The organism is Halobacillus sp. Cin3 (genome assembly GCF_947311855.1).
Classification (GTDB): Bacteria; Bacillota; Bacilli; order Bacillales; family Halobacillaceae; genus Halobacillus; species Halobacillus kuroshimensis.
In genome coordinates this window covers 251482-268246 of the sequence record NZ_CAMZMV010000001.1, presented here as the reverse complement: position 1 = coordinate 268246, position 16765 = coordinate 251482, and the positions used below count along the sequence as shown (strand labels likewise).

General features: G+C 42.2%; 20 protein-coding genes, 1 riboswitch and 1 other annotated feature. Of the genes, 5 read left to right on the top strand and 15 right to left on the bottom strand.

Annotated features, from left to right (window positions below):
- Window positions 1-40: 40 nt before the first annotated feature.
- Window positions 41-295, bottom strand: coding sequence for a hypothetical protein (locus tag QMA39_RS01495; protein WP_281657796.1), 255 nt, complete (start codon window positions 293-295; stop codon window positions 41-43).
- Window positions 296-418: 123 nt separating this feature from the next.
- Window positions 419-624 (top strand) — a binding site (T-box leader).
- An 87-nt stretch (window positions 625-711) separates the two neighbouring features.
- On the opposite strand from QMA39_RS01495, the gene QMA39_RS01490 reads away from it, so the two are divergent.
- Window positions 712-2055 carry a sodium-dependent transporter gene (locus QMA39_RS01490; RefSeq protein WP_281657795.1) on the top strand — a complete coding sequence of 448 codons (1344 nt, stop codon included), beginning with the start codon at window positions 712-714 and terminating at the stop codon, window positions 2053-2055.
- 152 nt (window positions 2056-2207) lie between these two features.
- On the opposite strand, the gene QMA39_RS01485 is transcribed toward QMA39_RS01490, so the two are convergent.
- Window positions 2208-2534, bottom strand: a complete 327-nt coding sequence (locus QMA39_RS01485; protein ID WP_027953838.1) for a YnfA family protein — start codon at window positions 2532-2534, stop codon at window positions 2208-2210.
- A 237-nt stretch (window positions 2535-2771) separates the two neighbouring features.
- Between QMA39_RS01485 and QMA39_RS01480 the strand changes: the two genes are divergently transcribed.
- Window positions 2772-3665, top strand: coding sequence for a DMT family transporter (locus QMA39_RS01480; RefSeq protein WP_281657794.1), 894 nt, complete (start codon window positions 2772-2774; stop codon window positions 3663-3665).
- Between the two features lie 465 nt (window positions 3666-4130).
- Here QMA39_RS01480 and QMA39_RS01475 read toward each other — a convergent pair whose 3' ends face one another.
- From QMA39_RS01475 to QMA39_RS01465, 3 genes are all read right to left on the bottom strand, one after another.
- Entirely contained in the window at window positions 4131-4319 is a 189-nt protein-coding gene (locus tag QMA39_RS01475; protein WP_027953836.1) for a hypothetical protein, read from the bottom strand.
- Between the two features lie 97 nt (window positions 4320-4416).
- Window positions 4417-4995: a histidine phosphatase family protein gene (locus QMA39_RS01470; protein ID WP_281657793.1), complete on the bottom strand. Its 579-nt coding sequence runs from the start codon at window positions 4993-4995 to the stop codon at window positions 4417-4419.
- Between the two features lie 350 nt (window positions 4996-5345).
- Window positions 5346-5645 (bottom strand): hypothetical protein, encoded by a 300-nt coding sequence (locus QMA39_RS01465; RefSeq protein ID WP_281657792.1) that lies wholly within the window; start codon window positions 5643-5645, stop codon window positions 5346-5348.
- A gap of 801 nt (window positions 5646-6446) precedes the next feature.
- Between QMA39_RS01465 and QMA39_RS01460 the strand changes: the two genes are divergently transcribed.
- On the top strand, window positions 6447-6992 hold the full coding sequence (locus QMA39_RS01460; RefSeq protein ID WP_281657791.1) for a hypothetical protein: 546 nt from the start codon (window positions 6447-6449) through the stop codon (window positions 6990-6992).
- Between the two features lie 173 nt (window positions 6993-7165).
- On the opposite strand, the gene QMA39_RS01455 is transcribed toward QMA39_RS01460, so the two are convergent.
- From QMA39_RS01455 to QMA39_RS01430, 6 genes are all read right to left on the bottom strand, one after another.
- Window positions 7166-7327: a hypothetical protein gene (locus QMA39_RS01455; RefSeq protein WP_206932165.1), complete on the bottom strand. Its 162-nt coding sequence runs from the start codon at window positions 7325-7327 to the stop codon at window positions 7166-7168.
- Between the two features lie 265 nt (window positions 7328-7592).
- On the bottom strand, window positions 7593-7862 hold the full coding sequence (locus tag QMA39_RS01450) for a hypothetical protein (RefSeq protein ID WP_281657790.1): 270 nt from the start codon (window positions 7860-7862) through the stop codon (window positions 7593-7595).
- A gap of 210 nt (window positions 7863-8072) precedes the next feature.
- A complete protein-coding gene (locus tag QMA39_RS01445) occupies window positions 8073-8447 on the bottom strand; it encodes a hypothetical protein (protein WP_206932163.1) in 375 nt (124 codons plus the stop codon).
- 32 nt (window positions 8448-8479) lie between these two features.
- Window positions 8480-8695, bottom strand: a complete 216-nt coding sequence (locus QMA39_RS01440; RefSeq protein WP_206932162.1) for a hypothetical protein — start codon at window positions 8693-8695, stop codon at window positions 8480-8482.
- 1027 nt (window positions 8696-9722) lie between these two features.
- The gene (locus QMA39_RS01435) at window positions 9723-10514 is read right to left on the bottom strand and encodes a hypothetical protein (protein ID WP_206932161.1); all 792 of its coding nucleotides are present in this window, start codon (window positions 10512-10514) and stop codon (window positions 9723-9725) included.
- An 18-nt stretch (window positions 10515-10532) separates the two neighbouring features.
- Entirely contained in the window at window positions 10533-11096 is a 564-nt protein-coding gene (locus QMA39_RS01430) for a DUF4256 domain-containing protein (RefSeq protein ID WP_281657789.1), read from the bottom strand.
- A gap of 654 nt (window positions 11097-11750) precedes the next feature.
- Between QMA39_RS01430 and QMA39_RS01425 the strand changes: the two genes are divergently transcribed.
- Window positions 11751-12218: a hypothetical protein gene (locus QMA39_RS01425; RefSeq protein ID WP_206932159.1), complete on the top strand. Its 468-nt coding sequence runs from the start codon at window positions 11751-11753 to the stop codon at window positions 12216-12218.
- Window positions 12219-12279: 61 nt separating this feature from the next.
- Here QMA39_RS01425 and QMA39_RS01420 read toward each other — a convergent pair whose 3' ends face one another.
- From QMA39_RS01420 to QMA39_RS01405, 4 genes are all read right to left on the bottom strand, one after another.
- A complete protein-coding gene (locus tag QMA39_RS01420; RefSeq protein WP_281657788.1) occupies window positions 12280-13095 on the bottom strand; it encodes a YitT family protein in 816 nt (271 codons plus the stop codon).
- Window positions 13096-13247: 152 nt separating this feature from the next.
- Window positions 13248-13637 carry a hypothetical protein gene (locus QMA39_RS01415; RefSeq protein WP_206932156.1) on the bottom strand — a complete coding sequence of 130 codons (390 nt, stop codon included), beginning with the start codon at window positions 13635-13637 and terminating at the stop codon, window positions 13248-13250.
- 157 nt (window positions 13638-13794) lie between these two features.
- On the bottom strand, window positions 13795-15540 hold the full coding sequence (ade, locus tag QMA39_RS01410) for an adenine deaminase (RefSeq protein ID WP_281657787.1): 1746 nt from the start codon (window positions 15538-15540) through the stop codon (window positions 13795-13797).
- 137 nt (window positions 15541-15677) lie between these two features.
- Window positions 15678-15779, bottom strand: a riboswitch (purine riboswitch).
- 53 nt (window positions 15780-15832) lie between these two features.
- A complete protein-coding gene (locus QMA39_RS01405; protein ID WP_027953822.1) occupies window positions 15833-16195 on the bottom strand; it encodes a potassium channel family protein in 363 nt (120 codons plus the stop codon).
- A gap of 165 nt (window positions 16196-16360) precedes the next feature.
- Here QMA39_RS01405 and QMA39_RS01400 point away from each other — a divergent pair, with 165 nt between their 5' ends.
- Window positions 16361-16738, top strand: coding sequence for a nuclear transport factor 2 family protein (locus QMA39_RS01400; protein ID WP_206932152.1), 378 nt, complete (start codon window positions 16361-16363; stop codon window positions 16736-16738).
- Window positions 16739-16765: the final 27 nt, after the last annotated feature.

The window sequence follows — 16765 nt, the reverse complement described above, 5'->3', positions numbered from 1 at the left end:
TGCAATGGAAAAAGTTTCATAGGTTTCAGGCTGTCCCTCTTCATGTACGTCTGCTTAAGTATTCACTGGCCCCCAGCACCGCAATAGCAAACACAGCAATCGTGATGACCAGCGCGCCCGGAACACCGGAGGATCCGAGGTAGAACAGAAGCAGGATTGCCCCGCCGATGCCAAAAGTAACAAATAGCAGCGTCAAAATAACCGAACGCCCATGTGTCAAGGACTTCCATTTCTTCCATCCGACCGCAGCCAGAATGAGCGCGGCCACAAAAACGATTACAGCACCAGTCGTCATAGGACTTCCCCCCTTTTTTAAAGGTATACCCGGACGAGAAGCGTTCAATCGGATAATTTCATATTTTTTACATTGACAAGAAGAATGACCCATGATTAAAATAGTATCCAACTGTTAATAAAAAGAACGGCTTAGAGAGAAATCAAGTAGCCGTCAGGATCCCTGTCCCAGAGAGCCGGTGCGTGGTGAAAACCGGCACACATCCTGACTGTGAATTTCACTTCTGGAGCTTTTTCCACCGCGGTGGAAAACAGTGGCGACTGTTATACGCACAAGTGATGAGTGTATGCTCATAACAAGGGTGGTACCGCGGTTCAACCGTCCCTACGTCATGTAGGGGCGGTTTTTTTATTTGTCATCCCTTTGGCGCATAGATGCGTCAAAGTAAAAAAGAAGGTAAAGGAGCTTATGTCATTATGAAACAACAAGAGCAGTGGACATCCAAGATCGGATTTATATTAGCTGCCGCCGGTTCCGCCATCGGACTCGGCGCCATCTGGAAATTCCCTTATATCGCCGGCCAGAACGGAGGCGGAGCATTCTTTCTATTATTCATTATCTTTACATTGTTTCTCGGATTACCCCTGCTGTTAGCGGAGTTCTCCATCGGACGCACCGCACAGAAAAACGCGGTAGAATCGTACAAAACGATCTCACCAGGAACGAAGTGGCACTGGATCGGCATCATGGGGATGATTACATCCTTCCTGCTTTTATCGTTTTACAGCGTCATCGGCGGCTGGATCGTCGCCTATCTGTATAAAACGCTGACCGGGCAGCTGTCCTCCGTGGATGCCTCCTCCTACGCAGAGATATTCGGAAGTACTATTTCCTACCCGTTCGGAAGTGTGCTTGTCCAGCTGATTTTTATGGTCATGACTATTCTCGTTGTCTCCCGGGGTGTCCAGCAGGGCATTGAAAAAGCCAGTAAAATCATGATGCCGGCTTTATTTGTATTGTTTATCCTGCTTGTCATTCGGGCCGTATCTCTCGACGGAGCGATGGAAGGCATTACCTTCCTGTTAATGCCTGACTTTACAAAAGTAACCTCGCAGACGATTTTAGAAGCGATGGGACAGTCGTTCTTCACCTTAAGTGTCGGAGTTTCCGTTATGGTAACGTACAGTTCATACCTGCCTAAAACCGAAAACCTGCCTCGCGCTGCCTTATCCATCGGCGGCATGAACATTTTCATCGTTCTACTTGCGGGACTGGCCATTTTCCCGGCTGTGTTCGCATTTGACCTCCAGGCGGATGCTGGACCTGTCCTGTTGTTCCAGGTGCTTCCGACCGTATTCAGCCAGCTTCCGGGCGGCATGATTTTCTTTGCCGGCTTCCTGCTGCTGTTCCTGTTTGCGACGTTGACCTCGGCTTTCTCTATGCTTGAAATCATCGTATCCGTTCTCTCGAAGGGCGACAAAGCGAAGAGGAAAAAATGGGCGTGGATCATCGGCCTCGCCATCTTCGCTGTCGGGATCCCATCGACGTTGTCCTACGGTGTGCTGGCAGACGCCACCCTGTTCGGACGGACGTTCTTTGACAACATGGATTATGTAGTCAGCAACATCCTGTTCCCGATCGGGTCGCTTTTGATTGCCTTGTATGTACCGAATAAAATGAAAAAGTCAGCACTGTATGAAGAACTGCAAAGCGGCAGCCGGATGAAAAAAGGCTTGTTCCAAACATGGTTTATCCTGCTCCGCTATGTTGCCCCGCTTCTGATTATCATCGTCATGCTTGATGTGCTTGATGTATTTTAATCGATAGACTTTGTTAAAAACCAGATTTGGTCTTATTAAAGAAGAGGAACCTCCACATTTGGACGTTCCTCTTTTTTAAACACGGATATAAAGTATGGACACGGGATATTTTCACAGGAACACCAACCGCTTTTCTTTTAGAATATATGTAACTACTCACGTGGGGCGAGTAGCATGACAGCTACACCGACCATGCATATTCCTGCACCAATCCAATCATATAAATCAGGTGTTTTTTTATCTACGCCCCATCCCCATAGAACAGAGAGAATGATAAACACTCCCCCATATGCCGCATAAACTCTCCCGAAGGACGGAAAAGCTTGGAATGCAGCAATCACACCATACAAAGCTAAAGCTGCTCCTCCGCCCAATCCCCAATACAGCGGTTTCCCTTCTCTCAGCCACAGCCAAATCAAATACCCTCCTCCTATCTCCGCTATTCCTGCAAGGACAAAAAGCAAAATCGTATGTAGGATAATCTTAATCACTTCCTAAACTATCAAGTCTATGATTTATCTTTTTCTATTTATGAAGGGATACTCCCCACTTCTTTATAGGTATAGTATTCCAAATTATTGTATAAGAGGCAATTCTTTATGATCATTTCCTACAATCGAAGGAAACGATTGTAATTATCGAAATTATTTGTTTTCACGATGATTATATCTGGTATAAGGTATAGGTTAAACCCTTGAACAAGGAGTGCTGCCAGGATGAACGTACACTTACCCAGATTATTCAACGCCTATTATATCGCCTACTCAGCCTTAGGCATCATATGGGGGACGAACTTTTTATTTATGAAATGGGCAGCCGTCCATATCAGCCCCTTACAAATCGTATTTCTAAGAGTGTCAGCCGGCTTTATCCCTGTGTTTCTTTATGCACTGTTAAAAAGGCAGCTGAAGTTCAGCCACCTATCCTCCATTCATCACTTTTTTGTGATGTCACTGCTTGCGACGGTTATTTATTTTTACTGCTTCGCCAAAGGGACTGCCTTGTTAAACTCTGGGATAGCAGGCGCGCTGAGTGGAGCCATCCCCATCTTTTCCACACTATTGACCTTTTTCGCCTTGAAGGATGAACGAGTAACCATCAGGGGTGTAACTGGGGTATGCATCGGGCTGAGCGGGGTGTTCATCATTGCAAGACCATGGGAAAGTGGGACTTCCTCCCTTGATGTATCAGGTGTCATGTATATGCTGATTGGATCCTTAAGCGTTGGAGCCTCTTTCGTTTATGCTAAGAAGTTCCTCTCCGGAACGGCCATAGCTCCTGCTGCATTGACGAGTTATCAGATTCTGTTTGCCATCCTTTTCCTTTGGATCTTTGGAGATCTTGATGGATTAGGCAGTATTCAATCAGACACAACAGCGCTTGCGGGAGTCATCATCGGTCTCGGGATAATCGGAACAGGCCTTGCTTACATCCTTTACTATGTTATTGTCAATCAGCTGGGCGCTGTGACAGCCTCTACAGTTACGTATATCCCTCCTGTTGTCTCACTGCTTATAGGAGCTTTGCTTGCCGGCGAAGTGATTCTGCTCAGTGATTGGATAGCCATGTCCATTATTTTAGCAGGCGTCATGGTTATGAATCGGAAGTAACTGAAAAAGCTTGGAAACATGTCCATGTCCAAGCTTTTGTATTCCAGAGTCTAAACATCTATCATTATTGGTTTAAAAGGGGCCAACTAGAATGACCAGCGTAAAGAGGTTTTCTGCTCGGAAATTTCCGATAACTGACCTCCCATTTCTTTATTGAGAGCAAACGCTCCAATGAACATTCACCGACGGGAACGACCCTCTCAAATCTAGCAGGCTCATAATACTTAGCATTTTCCAATCCTTCTTCTGTCGCACACATCACTTCCGGCCAGGAACCCCTCTCCGCAGATTGGGAAAAGACAGAGAGTACGGACCAGAGTCTTTTTTGGAATGGACTGGCGTTGTCATGCAGCAAATTCGTTCTGGCTTCTACGGCAGACGACCTATATGTTCTTGAATGTCAGCTCAGGTAGCAACTATTCAAGTAATATCTTAATTTTCGTAGAAACTAAGATTCAAGGGATTTTACGATTGACCTTTACGCCCCAGCTTTTCAATTTTTGGAAAAATAAAGTACCAAGAAACAAAACCTCCTATTATTAATCCTATGACAATTGACCACTCTATTTCCCCGTATATAAAATATCCGAAGAGAATAGAAATGATCGCAAAAACAAGGGCAGCGATAATACCATTTCTTGTTCTTTTACTCATTTCGTATCACTCCTCTTTGTTTTTTATAATTTGTGAGTACCTGAAAGTATTATGATAAATCTTATCTCTAATCATTGAGGAATGAGTAACACTTTCTCTAAACAATTACACTTAACCACCCAGTCTCTTTAGGGAAATCCTCTCTAGTTAATGTTCTACCTGTAATTACCTCTCTAATAGAGGTGATTGTGCCATCATGAGAAACGATATGAATTCTGTTATTTATAGTAAGCTGTTCACATGCTTTAAGGAATTCTTCTGCCAGCACTTTGAACTTTTTTGGTGGCATAGTATTAATTCCCAATTCCCATAAGTCACCGCGTAAGCTTTCATGTAGATAAAAATCTGGAAATCTACCTACTGCCTCTTCCTTGGACAGGATTTCATCACATGGTAAAGTTTTCCTTTCGGGAAGTTGTGGGAACATTCTTGGGGCAACTAATGGACTAACCAATTTCCTGACTGGAATATCTTCACACAATATCGAAGCTGTTTGTAACGTTCTTTGTGTAGGACTAGATAGAATTACATCTTTACCAGTGAGTGAAAGCTCTTTCTTTAGAGCTGTTGCTTGGTTAATACCTTCGTTTGTTAATGATGGGTCAGAAATATGTAAGGTTTTTGGCACATTTAATGTATGTTCACCCTGCCCATGTCTAATAAATACTATTTCCATTATTTCACCCTTCTTTTTGTAACTATCCTATTATAGACTTTTTCCTTAACTACAAGGATTGTTTTCAAGATACGATAAGAAACGCTATTTCTTTTGGCTCCAGACCCTGCTTATTAACTTAACAAGTGCCCAACCTGATATCCCACCGAGTAATATAAGAAGTACAGTATTAGGACGACCTAAAACAAAATAACTTACTAACGAGATTAGAAATACCAAGAAGACTTCACATAATATATTCATTTGTATTTTCCATTTTAAAAAGTTCATCACTCACCTCCAGCTTCCTGCTCAATGTCCAGATACCAACAACAAACTTTTATCAAGGGCTATTATTTAAATGGGGATTTCTAATCTTCTTTTTTCTTCCACATATATAAGTTATAGATAAGTGGAAGAACGAAAACAATCAGCATTGTTGGGATAACCAACATTTTTGCCATCGTCGTAAATCCCGGAGAGTAATAAAGATAAAACGCGGAGGAAATGATAAACGGACCAATAATGGCGGTTCTTATCCATTTCCTTCTATATGAAAGAGCAAAGTAATTCAATTTAAAGCCTTTGTCTGTTTTTTCTTTATTTTTGTAACGAGAAGATAAGACAGCGATGACGATGGCGGATATAACACCAGGAACTACAAATGACATACCGTGCAGTCCTCCCTTCTTCCAGAACCCTCATTTCTATTTCTTTTAATACTAGAGGTTTAGTATTAATAACAATCTCCAATCTTAAGAGGGTCAACTTTTGGACTCCTTTAACTAATGATCCAAAAGATGCAAACTTGATCCCCAAAGAAAGCATCTAATTACTCGTCACATCAGTTTTCGTCTCTCCTTTTCCTTTCCGAACAAGTGATGAAAGCTTATTTCAAATATGATAAAGCCTACAATTAGTCCTGCAATATATGGAGAGGGAGAGTCAATTGCAAAGAAAATGATTAGACATAAAACAAAAGTTACCCAACCTGCAAGGATTGAATAATAAACATATTTATTACTCAACTTAAGAACCTCCTAATATTTATTACGAACACCACACTTTGAAGTTTCAAAAATTATCCAACTTTATCTGGTACATCAAAACTGAGTCTTCCGCAAGCCATACCAGAGCATGAAGAAGGAGGTCATTCTCCTTGGAAAGAACGACCTCCTTTGCATGAAAAACTTGATATTAAGATGATTATCAATGATTTATCCATTACCTCTATTCAAAACTATATACTTTTATTACATACAATACTTTAGAAATAATTAAGCCCACCATCTATATTTCTGCAGCGTCCTTCCTTCTAACAATCCTATCTTTCTCCCAGAATAAACGCTTACTATTAATCCTAACTGGTAAATTTTATGTTTTATCGTTTAATATTAATGGAATAAAATAGTAACGTTTCCTTCAAGTATATATAACAAATAAATGACCATTTAACTATAAGGAGTATATATATGTCATATCTTAAAACCATAGCTTTATTATCACTCATTGTTGTACTCGGAGCCTGCCAACCAAATAACCAAAACTCAACGAATCCCGAAAACACAACAAAAAATGAACAAACATATGAAGAAAATAAAGAGAAATCCATTCCTTTAGACAATGTGAAAGTTTCATTGTCCCAAAATAAGCAGAACATTACCTCTGAATCAGTTCTAAATTGTTTCCCATCAAACAGTTGCTATGAAGAAACTGTAAACCGAGAATTAGGTAATGTTAACTTATATAAAATGACTGAAGATGTAAGTATCACTTCTGTTAAAGAAGATGAAGAAATCACAATTAACATTGATGGCCCACAACCCAAGAAAATAAGTTATATAACAGAAACTCTAAAGAACGATACAGCATCTATTTCGGATGAGGTTGTCGATGGTAATTCATTCGTAATTAGCAGTAAAGGAGAGTACAGTATTCTTTTAACAGCACAATGGGAAGATGAAAATGGAAAGTTTGATGGCAGTGTTTCCAAAGCTGCTAAACTAAATGTTAAGTAGTCCGTTGTTTACAACATCATGAAGAACATTATTATCAATCATCTTTTATCCTGCAGGACCTCTGACTACTTGAATCTCCCTTTGACATGTCAGCTTTGCAAACATGATGTTTTGTATATAAGCAAAAACGCTATTGATAAACAGCCTCTTATTAGTGCAATTTATGTAATGTCTTATATTCTATGAGAATCACGGTTTAGTTTTTGCTGTTTTTTTAAATCTTTTCTTATTTTCTCTACTTTCTTAAACTTCCTTAAAGTCAGCAAGGAGAAAACACTAACTACCATATACTTTATGATTATTTCATCATTATTTTGCTCAATAAGCTTTTCCATTAGATTCTTGCTTCCTTGTTTCAATATTATTGTTATGAAAATAAATGTAACCGCCATCGTTCACATAAAAAGACACCCCATATCTGAAGTAATCCCTGTATCCAACCGGAAATAATAGGTAAGCACGAGCAAGCCCCAGTAAATCCATAGATCATGAATGATGAGTAGATCGATTACGAATAAGATCCAATACTTATTTAATAAGGCGAACGCTTTTATTGAGCATGAGCCCCCTCTTTTCATTAAATGGGGTTTTAGTGCAGATTTAATTAATAAGTGAGGTGGTTTTTGTTATGATCAGGTAAAATATGATGGCTTCAATAGGGACCATAATCATTACATTTTTTAATGAATTATATTTAAGCTGTACCAAATAACCTACACCCCAAACGGCCGTTACCAGTATTGGAATAAAAATTACTGCAGCATTTTCTTCAGGAGCAAATGCTGCGACAGCCCAAGCTAAGAAAACGCTGAAACCTAAAACCAATACGCCTATAATTATATTAATCGTATGTATGTATTTATTCGCCATTATAGACCTCCTACCTTCCAAATGTAACAATTTAATGATTTTAATCATTCTACATCACTAAGGTGTCTACAAAGAACAGTGTTACGTTCTAATGTGACATCATTTCCATCCGTTTCACGATATTACAATCAGCCCCCCCTTACGCGTAAAGGGAGATATTGAGATGAAAGTACAAAATCTCAATATCTTAAGGACATAGTCCATAGACCGCTAAAAATCGATTTTTATATTTGCATCTTCACCCAGAGGTTGACCATTACTATCCGTAGGAGCCTTTATAAGTAAATCAACACTTTCAATATCTTCGACTGTCGAAGTTTCGAACAGATAAGCAATCATTCGAGACCTTGTAAAACTTTCCTTAATATACTGCATTTCCACTTGGTCACTCATAAAGTCATGAGGGGATTCAAAGGTTTCACCTGTATTGGTAGTTAACTTTAAGTGCTCACTAGAGAAGTTAATATCCTCATCTGTTGTATCAATGTCCAAACCTATGTTTATGTAGTCAATATTTTCTTTTCCTATTTTATTAAGTATGATTGGATCTGTTATGGTACCTGTAACTAAATTAGAGACAACCACATTTATAGTTAAAGGGCCTATTTTAACTTCTTCTATATCTTCCTTTTGAGCAACTGCTTCAAAGTTCCCACCAGATGTATTTTCTTCACTTTCTTCATGGTCCTTCTCAACATTTTGTTTTTTTGATGCTCTTGAATCGTATCCCCTTCTTTTTGAGATTGATTTACCTCATCTTTTTGGTTTACTTCACTGCAACCTACTAAAAATAAACAAGGAAGCATTAAAGAAGTCAGTATAAACCTTTTCATTGTCCATCTCCTCGAAATATATTCACACACATATTATCATCTACTTTTTCAACGGACAAAAATTTTTTGAGAATAAAGAAGTCTTCTTCATTGTAGTTACCTCGAAACTAAGTCCTCTACAAACAAACTAATACAACGGCAGACCATTTAATTTTTATGGTCTGCCGTTTTTCCTTCATTTTATTAATACTGGATTTAGGAATATAGCTGAAGAAGTCAACGAAATATACTTACATCGACCTCATAGAGCTGAAAAAACCCCTACTGGAATAATAGTTAATTGAACAGGAATGCTATTTCTTAACTTTCACTAACAGTAACAAACTGGTCGAAACAATACATATCGTTCTAACCCATGAATCATTAGACACATTCATTTTTGTAAGAATGCTACTAACTAATATTATTAGAAAAAAGATTAACAATGATTTAATGACGACTACTTTAATTCTATCTTCTTTTTCACCAAAAGTAGGTATAATGAGTAAACAAAATCCAATTCCCATGAAGATTATAGTTAGAGTATCATTAACGAAGTAAAACTCTAAGTGTAAGAGAAATTCTTGCAGGATAATACCTACTATCACGCAGATAATCCCTATTAAAATTGTAAGCCTTTTATGGTCCATTAAATATCTCATGAAATTATTCATGATTTCTGCCCTCATCCCATTTTCCAGCCTTCTTTTAACTCCAAGATATTCTTATTTTCATGCAAGTATGTTTTCTCTGATAGACTATCCTTGATATAAGCGCAATCTTCATTTCTAAAACAATGAATACAGGAACAATGCCACATATCGAACCGGCAGCTTTCTAACCAGTAACCGTACCCAACCAGTAAGAAAATCAACAGAGAAGCAGAGAAGATTATGGAGATAAATGGGTAGTGGTTGATTGATTGAAATGCAACCCACCAGGAGCGGGAAGCCCTTCCATCCGGGGGATCTCCCATGCTATGTACAAAGCGGTCACATCCCCTCTCAGAGCCATCGCCGCCGGACTTTCATCAGAGATATAGTCCGATCTACAGCAACCACAGCGCTTCCGACTCTTTTTTTGTCAGAGAGAAGTACGTCACAAAAAACTGCTGCAGACTCTCATCCGAAGTCCCCTCCACCCACTCACGATAGATACCCAGTAGCGAATGGACACTTCCTCCGCAGTATTTTTCTGCGAGTACGGAGACGACGTGGGTACTTCTCCAGTAATCATAAAAAGCGGCGGATAGTGCCTCACTGCTTCCTCCCCGGTATCCCGCAGCTCCGAATTGATCAAGCGGATATGTGCCGTATTCTTCCTTAAATTTGTCGATCAATAAGCGTTCGACTTCCATGATGGTTTGGCACCTGTCTTTCCTCAACATCAGCGTTCTCGGTATGTAAAAGCAGAGCCCCTCTTCAAACCACATATCCCGGGCATCTTCTTCATCCCATGTTTCAAACTCAGAGTGAAAAACATCGGCGTGGTGAGTGAGTTCATGAGCGGCAATCACAGCCACATCTTTTACGGTCAGGCTGTCATAATACTTCTCCGCTTGCGGCACTCCTGCAGCACTTGGTCTATACAGCTCTTTCCACGTCTCTACCACAGGATGAAGATGAATCAGATCCCTGGACGTATACGCCGGAAGCGGAATGGTCGAATAAAGTTCTGTTGCAGACGGAACATCATGAAAAACGATGCCCCGCGGTGAATTATACGAGGAAATTGTCCTGAGCTGCTCAGAAAACCTTTCAAGCTCTTCCAATATCAGCTTTCCGCTTTTTTCAATAGATTGTACTTTGGATGTATCGGTTACGGATACGGCGTATTTCATCGAATCCCCTTTCTCTTTTTATAACCGGAGTGACCCTCTGAATCCGCGGGCGGCATAGTAGGATTCCGCACCGTTATGATAGGTGAATACACGTCCATAACGGAGGTCGCAGAAAATGGCCCCACCTTTGGAGCGGATATCGTCCGGGGTTTTTACCCAGCTGGATGTTTTCGTATCATATTCTCCCGTTTCCTGAAGAAAACGGTATTCCTGTTCAGAAAGCATTTCGATGCCGATGTCCCCGGCCAGTTCCACTGCTGAGGTTTCCGGTTTGTATTTCTTTCTCGCATCCAGCGCCTCCCGATCATAGCAGACGCTTCTCTGCCCTTTTGGACTTTCCTTCACACAGTCAAAAAAGACAAGCTCATCTTTCTCTTCATCGTAAAGCACCACATCCGGCTCACCGCCCGTCTCTTCCATACGATAAAGCACAGCTGTTTTCTCAGGATGTGCGTTCAGCTTTCTTTCTACATCACCCCACTGAATCTCCTGATGACGTTCCGGGTGCTTCTTAAAACGCTGCTTCAATGAAGATAGAAGCTGATCACTTTCCTCTTGAGATAAAAGCTTTTCCTTAGACATACTTTTTCCTCCTTTACCGTTCTTTTGTTCCTATCATATCGCAATCCAAAATACAGTGCTCCCTTTTTTCCAAATAGGGCGCCGGATGATCAGCACAGGCGCAGAGACGGAAGGAGCCTTTATCCATCATGACGATCACTTTCCGCAATCTTTTTCAACTGTTTGCCAATAAACTGCAGGTTACGGGCAATGACAATAAGGACGATAGCGATGAATGCTAAAGCGATGGTAATCAAGCATGAGCCTCCTCTTAATATTTTCCAATAAATTATTGAAACTGAATGATAAAACCAGTTAATAAAACGATGCCTGTGATCAGACACCCGTTGTGAATGATCCGCTGAAAAGTATTTTCTCCTTTTACCTTCCCAATGGTGACGAGTGAAAACAAGGTCAGCAGCACACCAAATAAAAGAGCGAAATCGATGACAACTCTCTACCTCCCAATTTTCTCCCCTTCGACAAAAAACAAAAATCACCTTCCTAATCCAAGAAATTACGAAAGTTAGAAATTATAATATTCACGTGGTCTTACACACTTAGATTATTTATAATGTAAATAATTCCAATTTTGGGGGATATTGATGTAAAAAGAATTGCGATTTCAAGCCCAGCTATCAATCGTATTTGAAGTTTTGAAAGGAGGCGGACAAATTGTTCAGTATATTACGTTTCACCGTTGGCTTAGGATGCATCATCTTTTTAAGTGGCTGTTTTGGTGAAAGTTACGACTTTTCCTCCCCGGAAATCACTCTCACCTCTTCGCACCTGATGAGCGAAGACACCTATGATTTAGCAAAAGCTTCCGTGGATTGGGAAGGAGAAGCACATGAGGAAACAAATGATTTCCAAGCGTTCGCCAGCGAACAGGAAGTCATTCAAGTCAATTCCGGTTCCACAGCATCGTTAACTTTGAGTCATCAGGATTTTCAATTAGATGATTTCCAGGTATCACTTTGGAAGGGTGATGAAGAAGAGGAATTGGACCTTGAATATGGGGAATTTGAATTTCCTGATTCTACAGGGAGTTATGTATTAGAAGTAAACATCTCTTCTGAATCCGGAAACGTCCAGTATGCAGGGAATATCGAGGTTATAAACATCCATTCCAAAAACGGCTGATAAGAACTATGGCAATAAAAAAAGCAGTTATTCATGAAGAGTAACTGCTTTTTTTGAAATCCTATGAAATAAATCCACCCGATACGTCCTTCACATTGTGCACAACAATAAAGGCGTCAGGGTCGGTTTCTTTTACAACCCGCTTCAGCTTAAGAAGACGGTGGGTATGGACAATGATGTACAGCACCCGGCGCTCCTCCTTGGAATATTCACCTGTTCCATAAAACAGCGTCGCACTGGAGGCAAGTTCCGTTGTAATCCGCTGAGAAATTTCCTCCGTCTTCGGAGAAATGATATTGATCGCTTTTTTAGAGTCAAAGCCACCGAGCACAAAGTCCGTCACGATCTTTCCAACGTACAAGGTAATCAGCGTGTACATGGTGGAGATGGGACCGATGATAAAGATACCCGCAACAACGACCATCGCATCAAGCGCTAACGTCACTCCGGTCAAATCCCACCCGAGCTGATGGTTGAGCATCCGGGCGATAATAGAGGTCCCTCCGACTGAACTGCCGGCCTGATAAATGAAACCGAAACCGATTCCGGTAATAACGCCGGCAAAAATGGCGGCAAGCAGGGCATCTTCGATCGGATACGCCCAGATGTGTTCGAAAAACCATAGGAAAAAGGAAAATAAAGCCACATTAAAAACGGTTTTGATTACCATCGGCTTCGGAAGATACCTTATGCCGACACCGAGCAGGGCGACGAATATGATCGGTGTCGTAATCCCAGGGGAGATTCCGGTGCTGTAGTAAATCAAAAGAGAAGCACCGACAATGCCGCCTTCAGCGATGGAGTTCGGCATCGCCAGCTGCGTGACAGCCAGCGCAAATAAAAGAGATCCAATAATAATGTACAGGGTGTTTTTCATAGATTTTCCTCCCATCTCCAACAAAAATGTCATCCACCTTTTCTAGCAGCTTCTTCTATGAGAAGCGAATAGAAAAGGCAGGTTTGTAAATGATTCACTTTGAGGTACATAGATAAACCTGTTTCCAGAGCCAATAAGAAACCGTGTGACTGTTACTTCTTCAACTCTAATTCTTCTTTGTTTCCTCCCCACTCGACGGTCACTCGGATGGTCTGATCACTGGTGAACACGGAAGAGTTACTGCCGGAATGGTGCGTAAATGTCCTGCTTTCCGGGGTATTCTCGAAGTTGATTTCTCCACGCCCCCCAGACGTGATCATTTCATATTCGTATGTTACATAACCAGCTTCCCCCAGCTGCTCCACATCACCGTTGAATATCAAAGCAAAATCTTCAGTCGTTTCTTTCTCCGTGACATTCACTTCCATTTCTCCATGCCAATGTTCACTATCCCCTTCATAGATGTATCGTTCCTGATTGGAACAGCTGCTCATGATGAGTAAAGCGAGTACGGCGGTCATGACCCATCCCTTCTTTTTCATAGCACCCCTTCTTTCTGTAGGGTTTGCAGAGTATGTGCTGTCTGCAACAGATGAAACCCAGGTTATGACAATTATTTCAGAATCCCTCACAATCCTCAATATCCTCTCTGGAAAAAAGAAAAAAGCTGAAGACACGTGCTTCTTCAGCTTTTCGTGTTCAGGATGAACTGACGGGGATATGCTTCTGCTGGGTCGTATCAAATAATCCTTTCGTTGTCAGCTTGAGCTCTGGTATGACCGGGAGCGTTAAGAACGATAAGGTCAAAAATGGGTGGATATCCACATCATTTTTTAATACGCGTTCCAAGGCTCCGTCGATTTTTTTCAATCCTTGATAAAGCATTGGGGCGTCCTGTTTAGACATCAGTCCGGCAATTTCCAGCTTCACGGATGCAAGGACTTTCCCGTTTTGAACGACGGCAAGACCTCCGCCTGTCTCGTGAAGGTGATGGACCGCTGTTAAAATATCCTGGTCACTTGTCCCTGCCGCCACCAGGTTGTGGGAGTCATGGGCGACTGTTGAAACAATCGCACCGTTCTCAATTTTAAGGCCTTTCACAATACCAAGGCCCCTGTCCCCGGTGTTCTTATGACGCTCGACCACGACGAGTTTGCATTGGTCATGTTCCTGTGACGGGACAAACAACCCGTTTTCGACATCCACACGTTCGCTCCGTTTGTGCGTCAGCAGACGGTTGGGAACAACTTCAATAACCGTGGCTTGCTGATTGGAGACAGGGATATCAAGAGAACCCTCTGTCATTTCAGGAATATGAACGGTGTCACAGACTGATGGAACAACAGGATCAGCTTCACGCTGGTCACTAACATAGCTCCCTGCCTCCGCCACCTTCACTCCTGCTTTATACACTGCTTGAACCTGTATGTTTTCTAAATCATCAAAGAAAACAAGGTCCGCTTCATACCCCGGGGCGACTGCTCCCTTCCGCTTCAGACCGTAGCATTCCGCGGCGTTGATTGTCGCCATCTGCACGGCCTGAATCGGATCGATCCCATGTTTTATGCTTAACCGGACGTTATCATCGATGCTGCCTTCCTCCATTAATTCGTCAAGGCCTTTATCATCGGTGCAGAAAAGGAACCTGTGCGCATTGCGCTGGTTCACAACAGGAACAATGGACGCAAGATCCTTGGAAGCCGATCCCTGCCGGATGAGGACATGCATGCCCCGTTCAATGCGCTCCAGGGCTTCGTCGCCTGTATTGCATTCATGATCCGTCGTGATGCCGGCGGCCTTATAAATGTTCAGGGCACTCTCATCAAATCCTGCACCATGGCCGTCAATCGGAACACCGAGACGGGACGCGGTAAGCAGCTTTTCCACCATATCCTCTGCCCCTGATGCGACAGCCGGGAAGTCCATGACTTCAGCGAGTCCGAGCACCTGTTTATTTTTGTAAAAACCTTCGAGGTCATCAGCCAAAAGGTGCGCTCCGTTCTGTTCAAGGCTTGCGGCGGGCACACAGGACGGCATCATAAAATAAACATCTAAGAGGCTGTCTGCCGCATCATCCATCATGAACTGGATCCCTTCCTTTCCGCAGACGTTGGCGATTTCATGCGGATCCGTCACAACAGACGTAACTCCACAAGAAAGAGCGACTTTGGCAAATTCACTCGGTCTTACCATGGACGATTCCATATGAACGTGTCCGTCAATGAAGCCGGGAGCTACGAACTTTCCACCGGCATCCACGATTTCTGCAGCTGAATCATAGCTTCCCAGACCGACAATGAGACCATCCAATATGGCGATATCCTTTTCCATCACCCGCTGGTTAAAGACGTCGATCACCCGGCCATTCTTGATTACCTTGTCAGCGGGTCGTTTTCCGGCTGCCACCTCTATACGTTTTCGTAACTGCTCTTTGTGTTGATCCATGCTTCTGCCCCTTTCTTTGAACGAGATAAGCACGTACCGCCGGCTGGTCATCGATATAAAAAAACTCCAGGAAACAGACCTGGAGTTTGACGTTAAGGAGTAATGAATAAACGGGAACCTGTCCATAGTTAGACGTTCCCCTCTCATTCGTTCCTCGTAGTCAAACTATTTACGGTAGTTTGGTAGAGACTTTTGGACCTTATTTCCAACGTTATACGAGTCTTTCTGAAGTTGTGTTTAAAGATATTGTTTTCTATTGTAAGCAGAGACGGTTGTCCGGTCAACAAAAATTTTATAATGTCTTTCTGCGCTGGGTTTGGTTTCCCTCGTGCTTCTCGAAATCCGCAACCGCCAATCCCACTTTGATTAACACCATAGCCATGACGCCCATCCCGACAAACAGATAGATCATCGTAAACCATTTACTCAAGTCCTCCTGGGGGACAAGGCCGGTATTGCCGCTGGTTGGAATCAGACTGCTGAAGGCATAATAAAAGGCATCCAGATACGTCCAGCCCTCCACCCCTCTGTAAAATAACGTACCGGAAAGCAGAATGAAAGCTAGTGTCGTCAGCAGCGAGCGGAAGACTGGCTCCTTCATACTCCGGACTAAGGCGGTCAACAGCCGCTTCAATGTTAATAGAAATGAAATCATACGTACGTCCCCTTTGTGATCAAACGTTTTACCAATTATTTTATCACAGTCATCCAGAGGAAAAATCTTAATGTCAGGCCGTTTTTTTGACAACAGGCCCCCTTATTCTATATGTTTAAACGCGTATCACATATCCTGCACGGGATCTATTGAAGGAGAGACATCATGAAAAACTTAGATCTGTATTTCGACTTATTTGACCGTTCCAGAACGAGTGAACAAGCGGAAGAAGAGCTTCATCAGCTGTTCAGTGAAGATATGGTTTTTGTCCTGAACGGAGACCGTAAAGAAGGAATAGACAACTGGAAATCCTTCGTCCGCAGCATTTATGAAAACAACGTGGATTTGAAGCATATGTATGAAGGCTGGAGAAAACACGAGGGAACGGACCTTTATGTAACGAGATGGGCTGTCTGCGGGAAGCTCGCTTCCGGCAAAGTGTACACCCAGACCGGCATTGATAAAGCGATGCTCAATGAGAATGGGGAAATCACCTACCTCGAAAACATTCCCGATCAACAGGACTTGTTCGACAGCTATTGATATAAAGAAAGCAGCGCCAAAACCGGG

Coding starts and splice junctions, on each gene's coding strand:
- QMA39_RS01495 (WP_281657796.1), bottom strand. CDS start 295: ATGACGACTGGTGCTGTAATCGTTTTTGTGGCCGCGCTCATTCTGGCT.
- QMA39_RS01490 (WP_281657795.1), top strand. CDS start 712: ATGAAACAACAAGAGCAGTGGACATCCAAGATCGGATTTATATTAGCT.
- QMA39_RS01480 (WP_281657794.1), top strand. CDS start 2,772: ATGAACGTACACTTACCCAGATTATTCAACGCCTATTATATCGCCTAC.
- QMA39_RS01475 (WP_027953836.1), bottom strand. CDS start 4,319: ATGAGTAAAAGAACAAGAAATGGTATTATCGCTGCCCTTGTTTTTGCG.
- QMA39_RS01470 (WP_281657793.1), bottom strand. CDS start 4,995: ATGGAAATAGTATTTATTAGACATGGGCAGGGTGAACATACATTAAAT.
- QMA39_RS01465 (WP_281657792.1), bottom strand. CDS start 5,645: ATGTCATTTGTAGTTCCTGGTGTTATATCCGCCATCGTCATCGCTGTC.
- QMA39_RS01460 (WP_281657791.1), top strand. CDS start 6,447: ATGTCATATCTTAAAACCATAGCTTTATTATCACTCATTGTTGTACTC.
- QMA39_RS01455 (WP_206932165.1), bottom strand. CDS start 7,327: ATGGAAAAGCTTATTGAGCAAAATAATGATGAAATAATCATAAAGTAT.
- QMA39_RS01450 (WP_281657790.1), bottom strand. CDS start 7,862: ATGGCGAATAAATACATACATACGATTAATATAATTATAGGCGTATTG.
- QMA39_RS01440 (WP_206932162.1), bottom strand. CDS start 8,695: ATGAAAAGGTTTATACTGACTTCTTTAATGCTTCCTTGTTTATTTTTA.
- QMA39_RS01435 (WP_206932161.1), bottom strand. CDS start 10,514: ATGAAATACGCCGTATCCGTAACCGATACATCCAAAGTACAATCTATT.
- QMA39_RS01430 (WP_281657789.1), bottom strand. CDS start 11,096: ATGTCTAAGGAAAAGCTTTTATCTCAAGAGGAAAGTGATCAGCTTCTA.
- QMA39_RS01420 (WP_281657788.1), bottom strand. CDS start 13,095: ATGAAAAACACCCTGTACATTATTATTGGATCTCTTTTATTTGCGCTG.
- QMA39_RS01415 (WP_206932156.1), bottom strand. CDS start 13,637: ATGAAAAAGAAGGGATGGGTCATGACCGCCGTACTCGCTTTACTCATC.
- ade (WP_281657787.1), bottom strand. CDS start 15,540: ATGGATCAACACAAAGAGCAGTTACGAAAACGTATAGAGGTGGCAGCC.
- QMA39_RS01405 (WP_027953822.1), bottom strand. CDS start 16,195: ATGATTTCATTTCTATTAACATTGAAGCGGCTGTTGACCGCCTTAGTC.
- QMA39_RS01400 (WP_206932152.1), top strand. CDS start 16,361: ATGAAAAACTTAGATCTGTATTTCGACTTATTTGACCGTTCCAGAACG.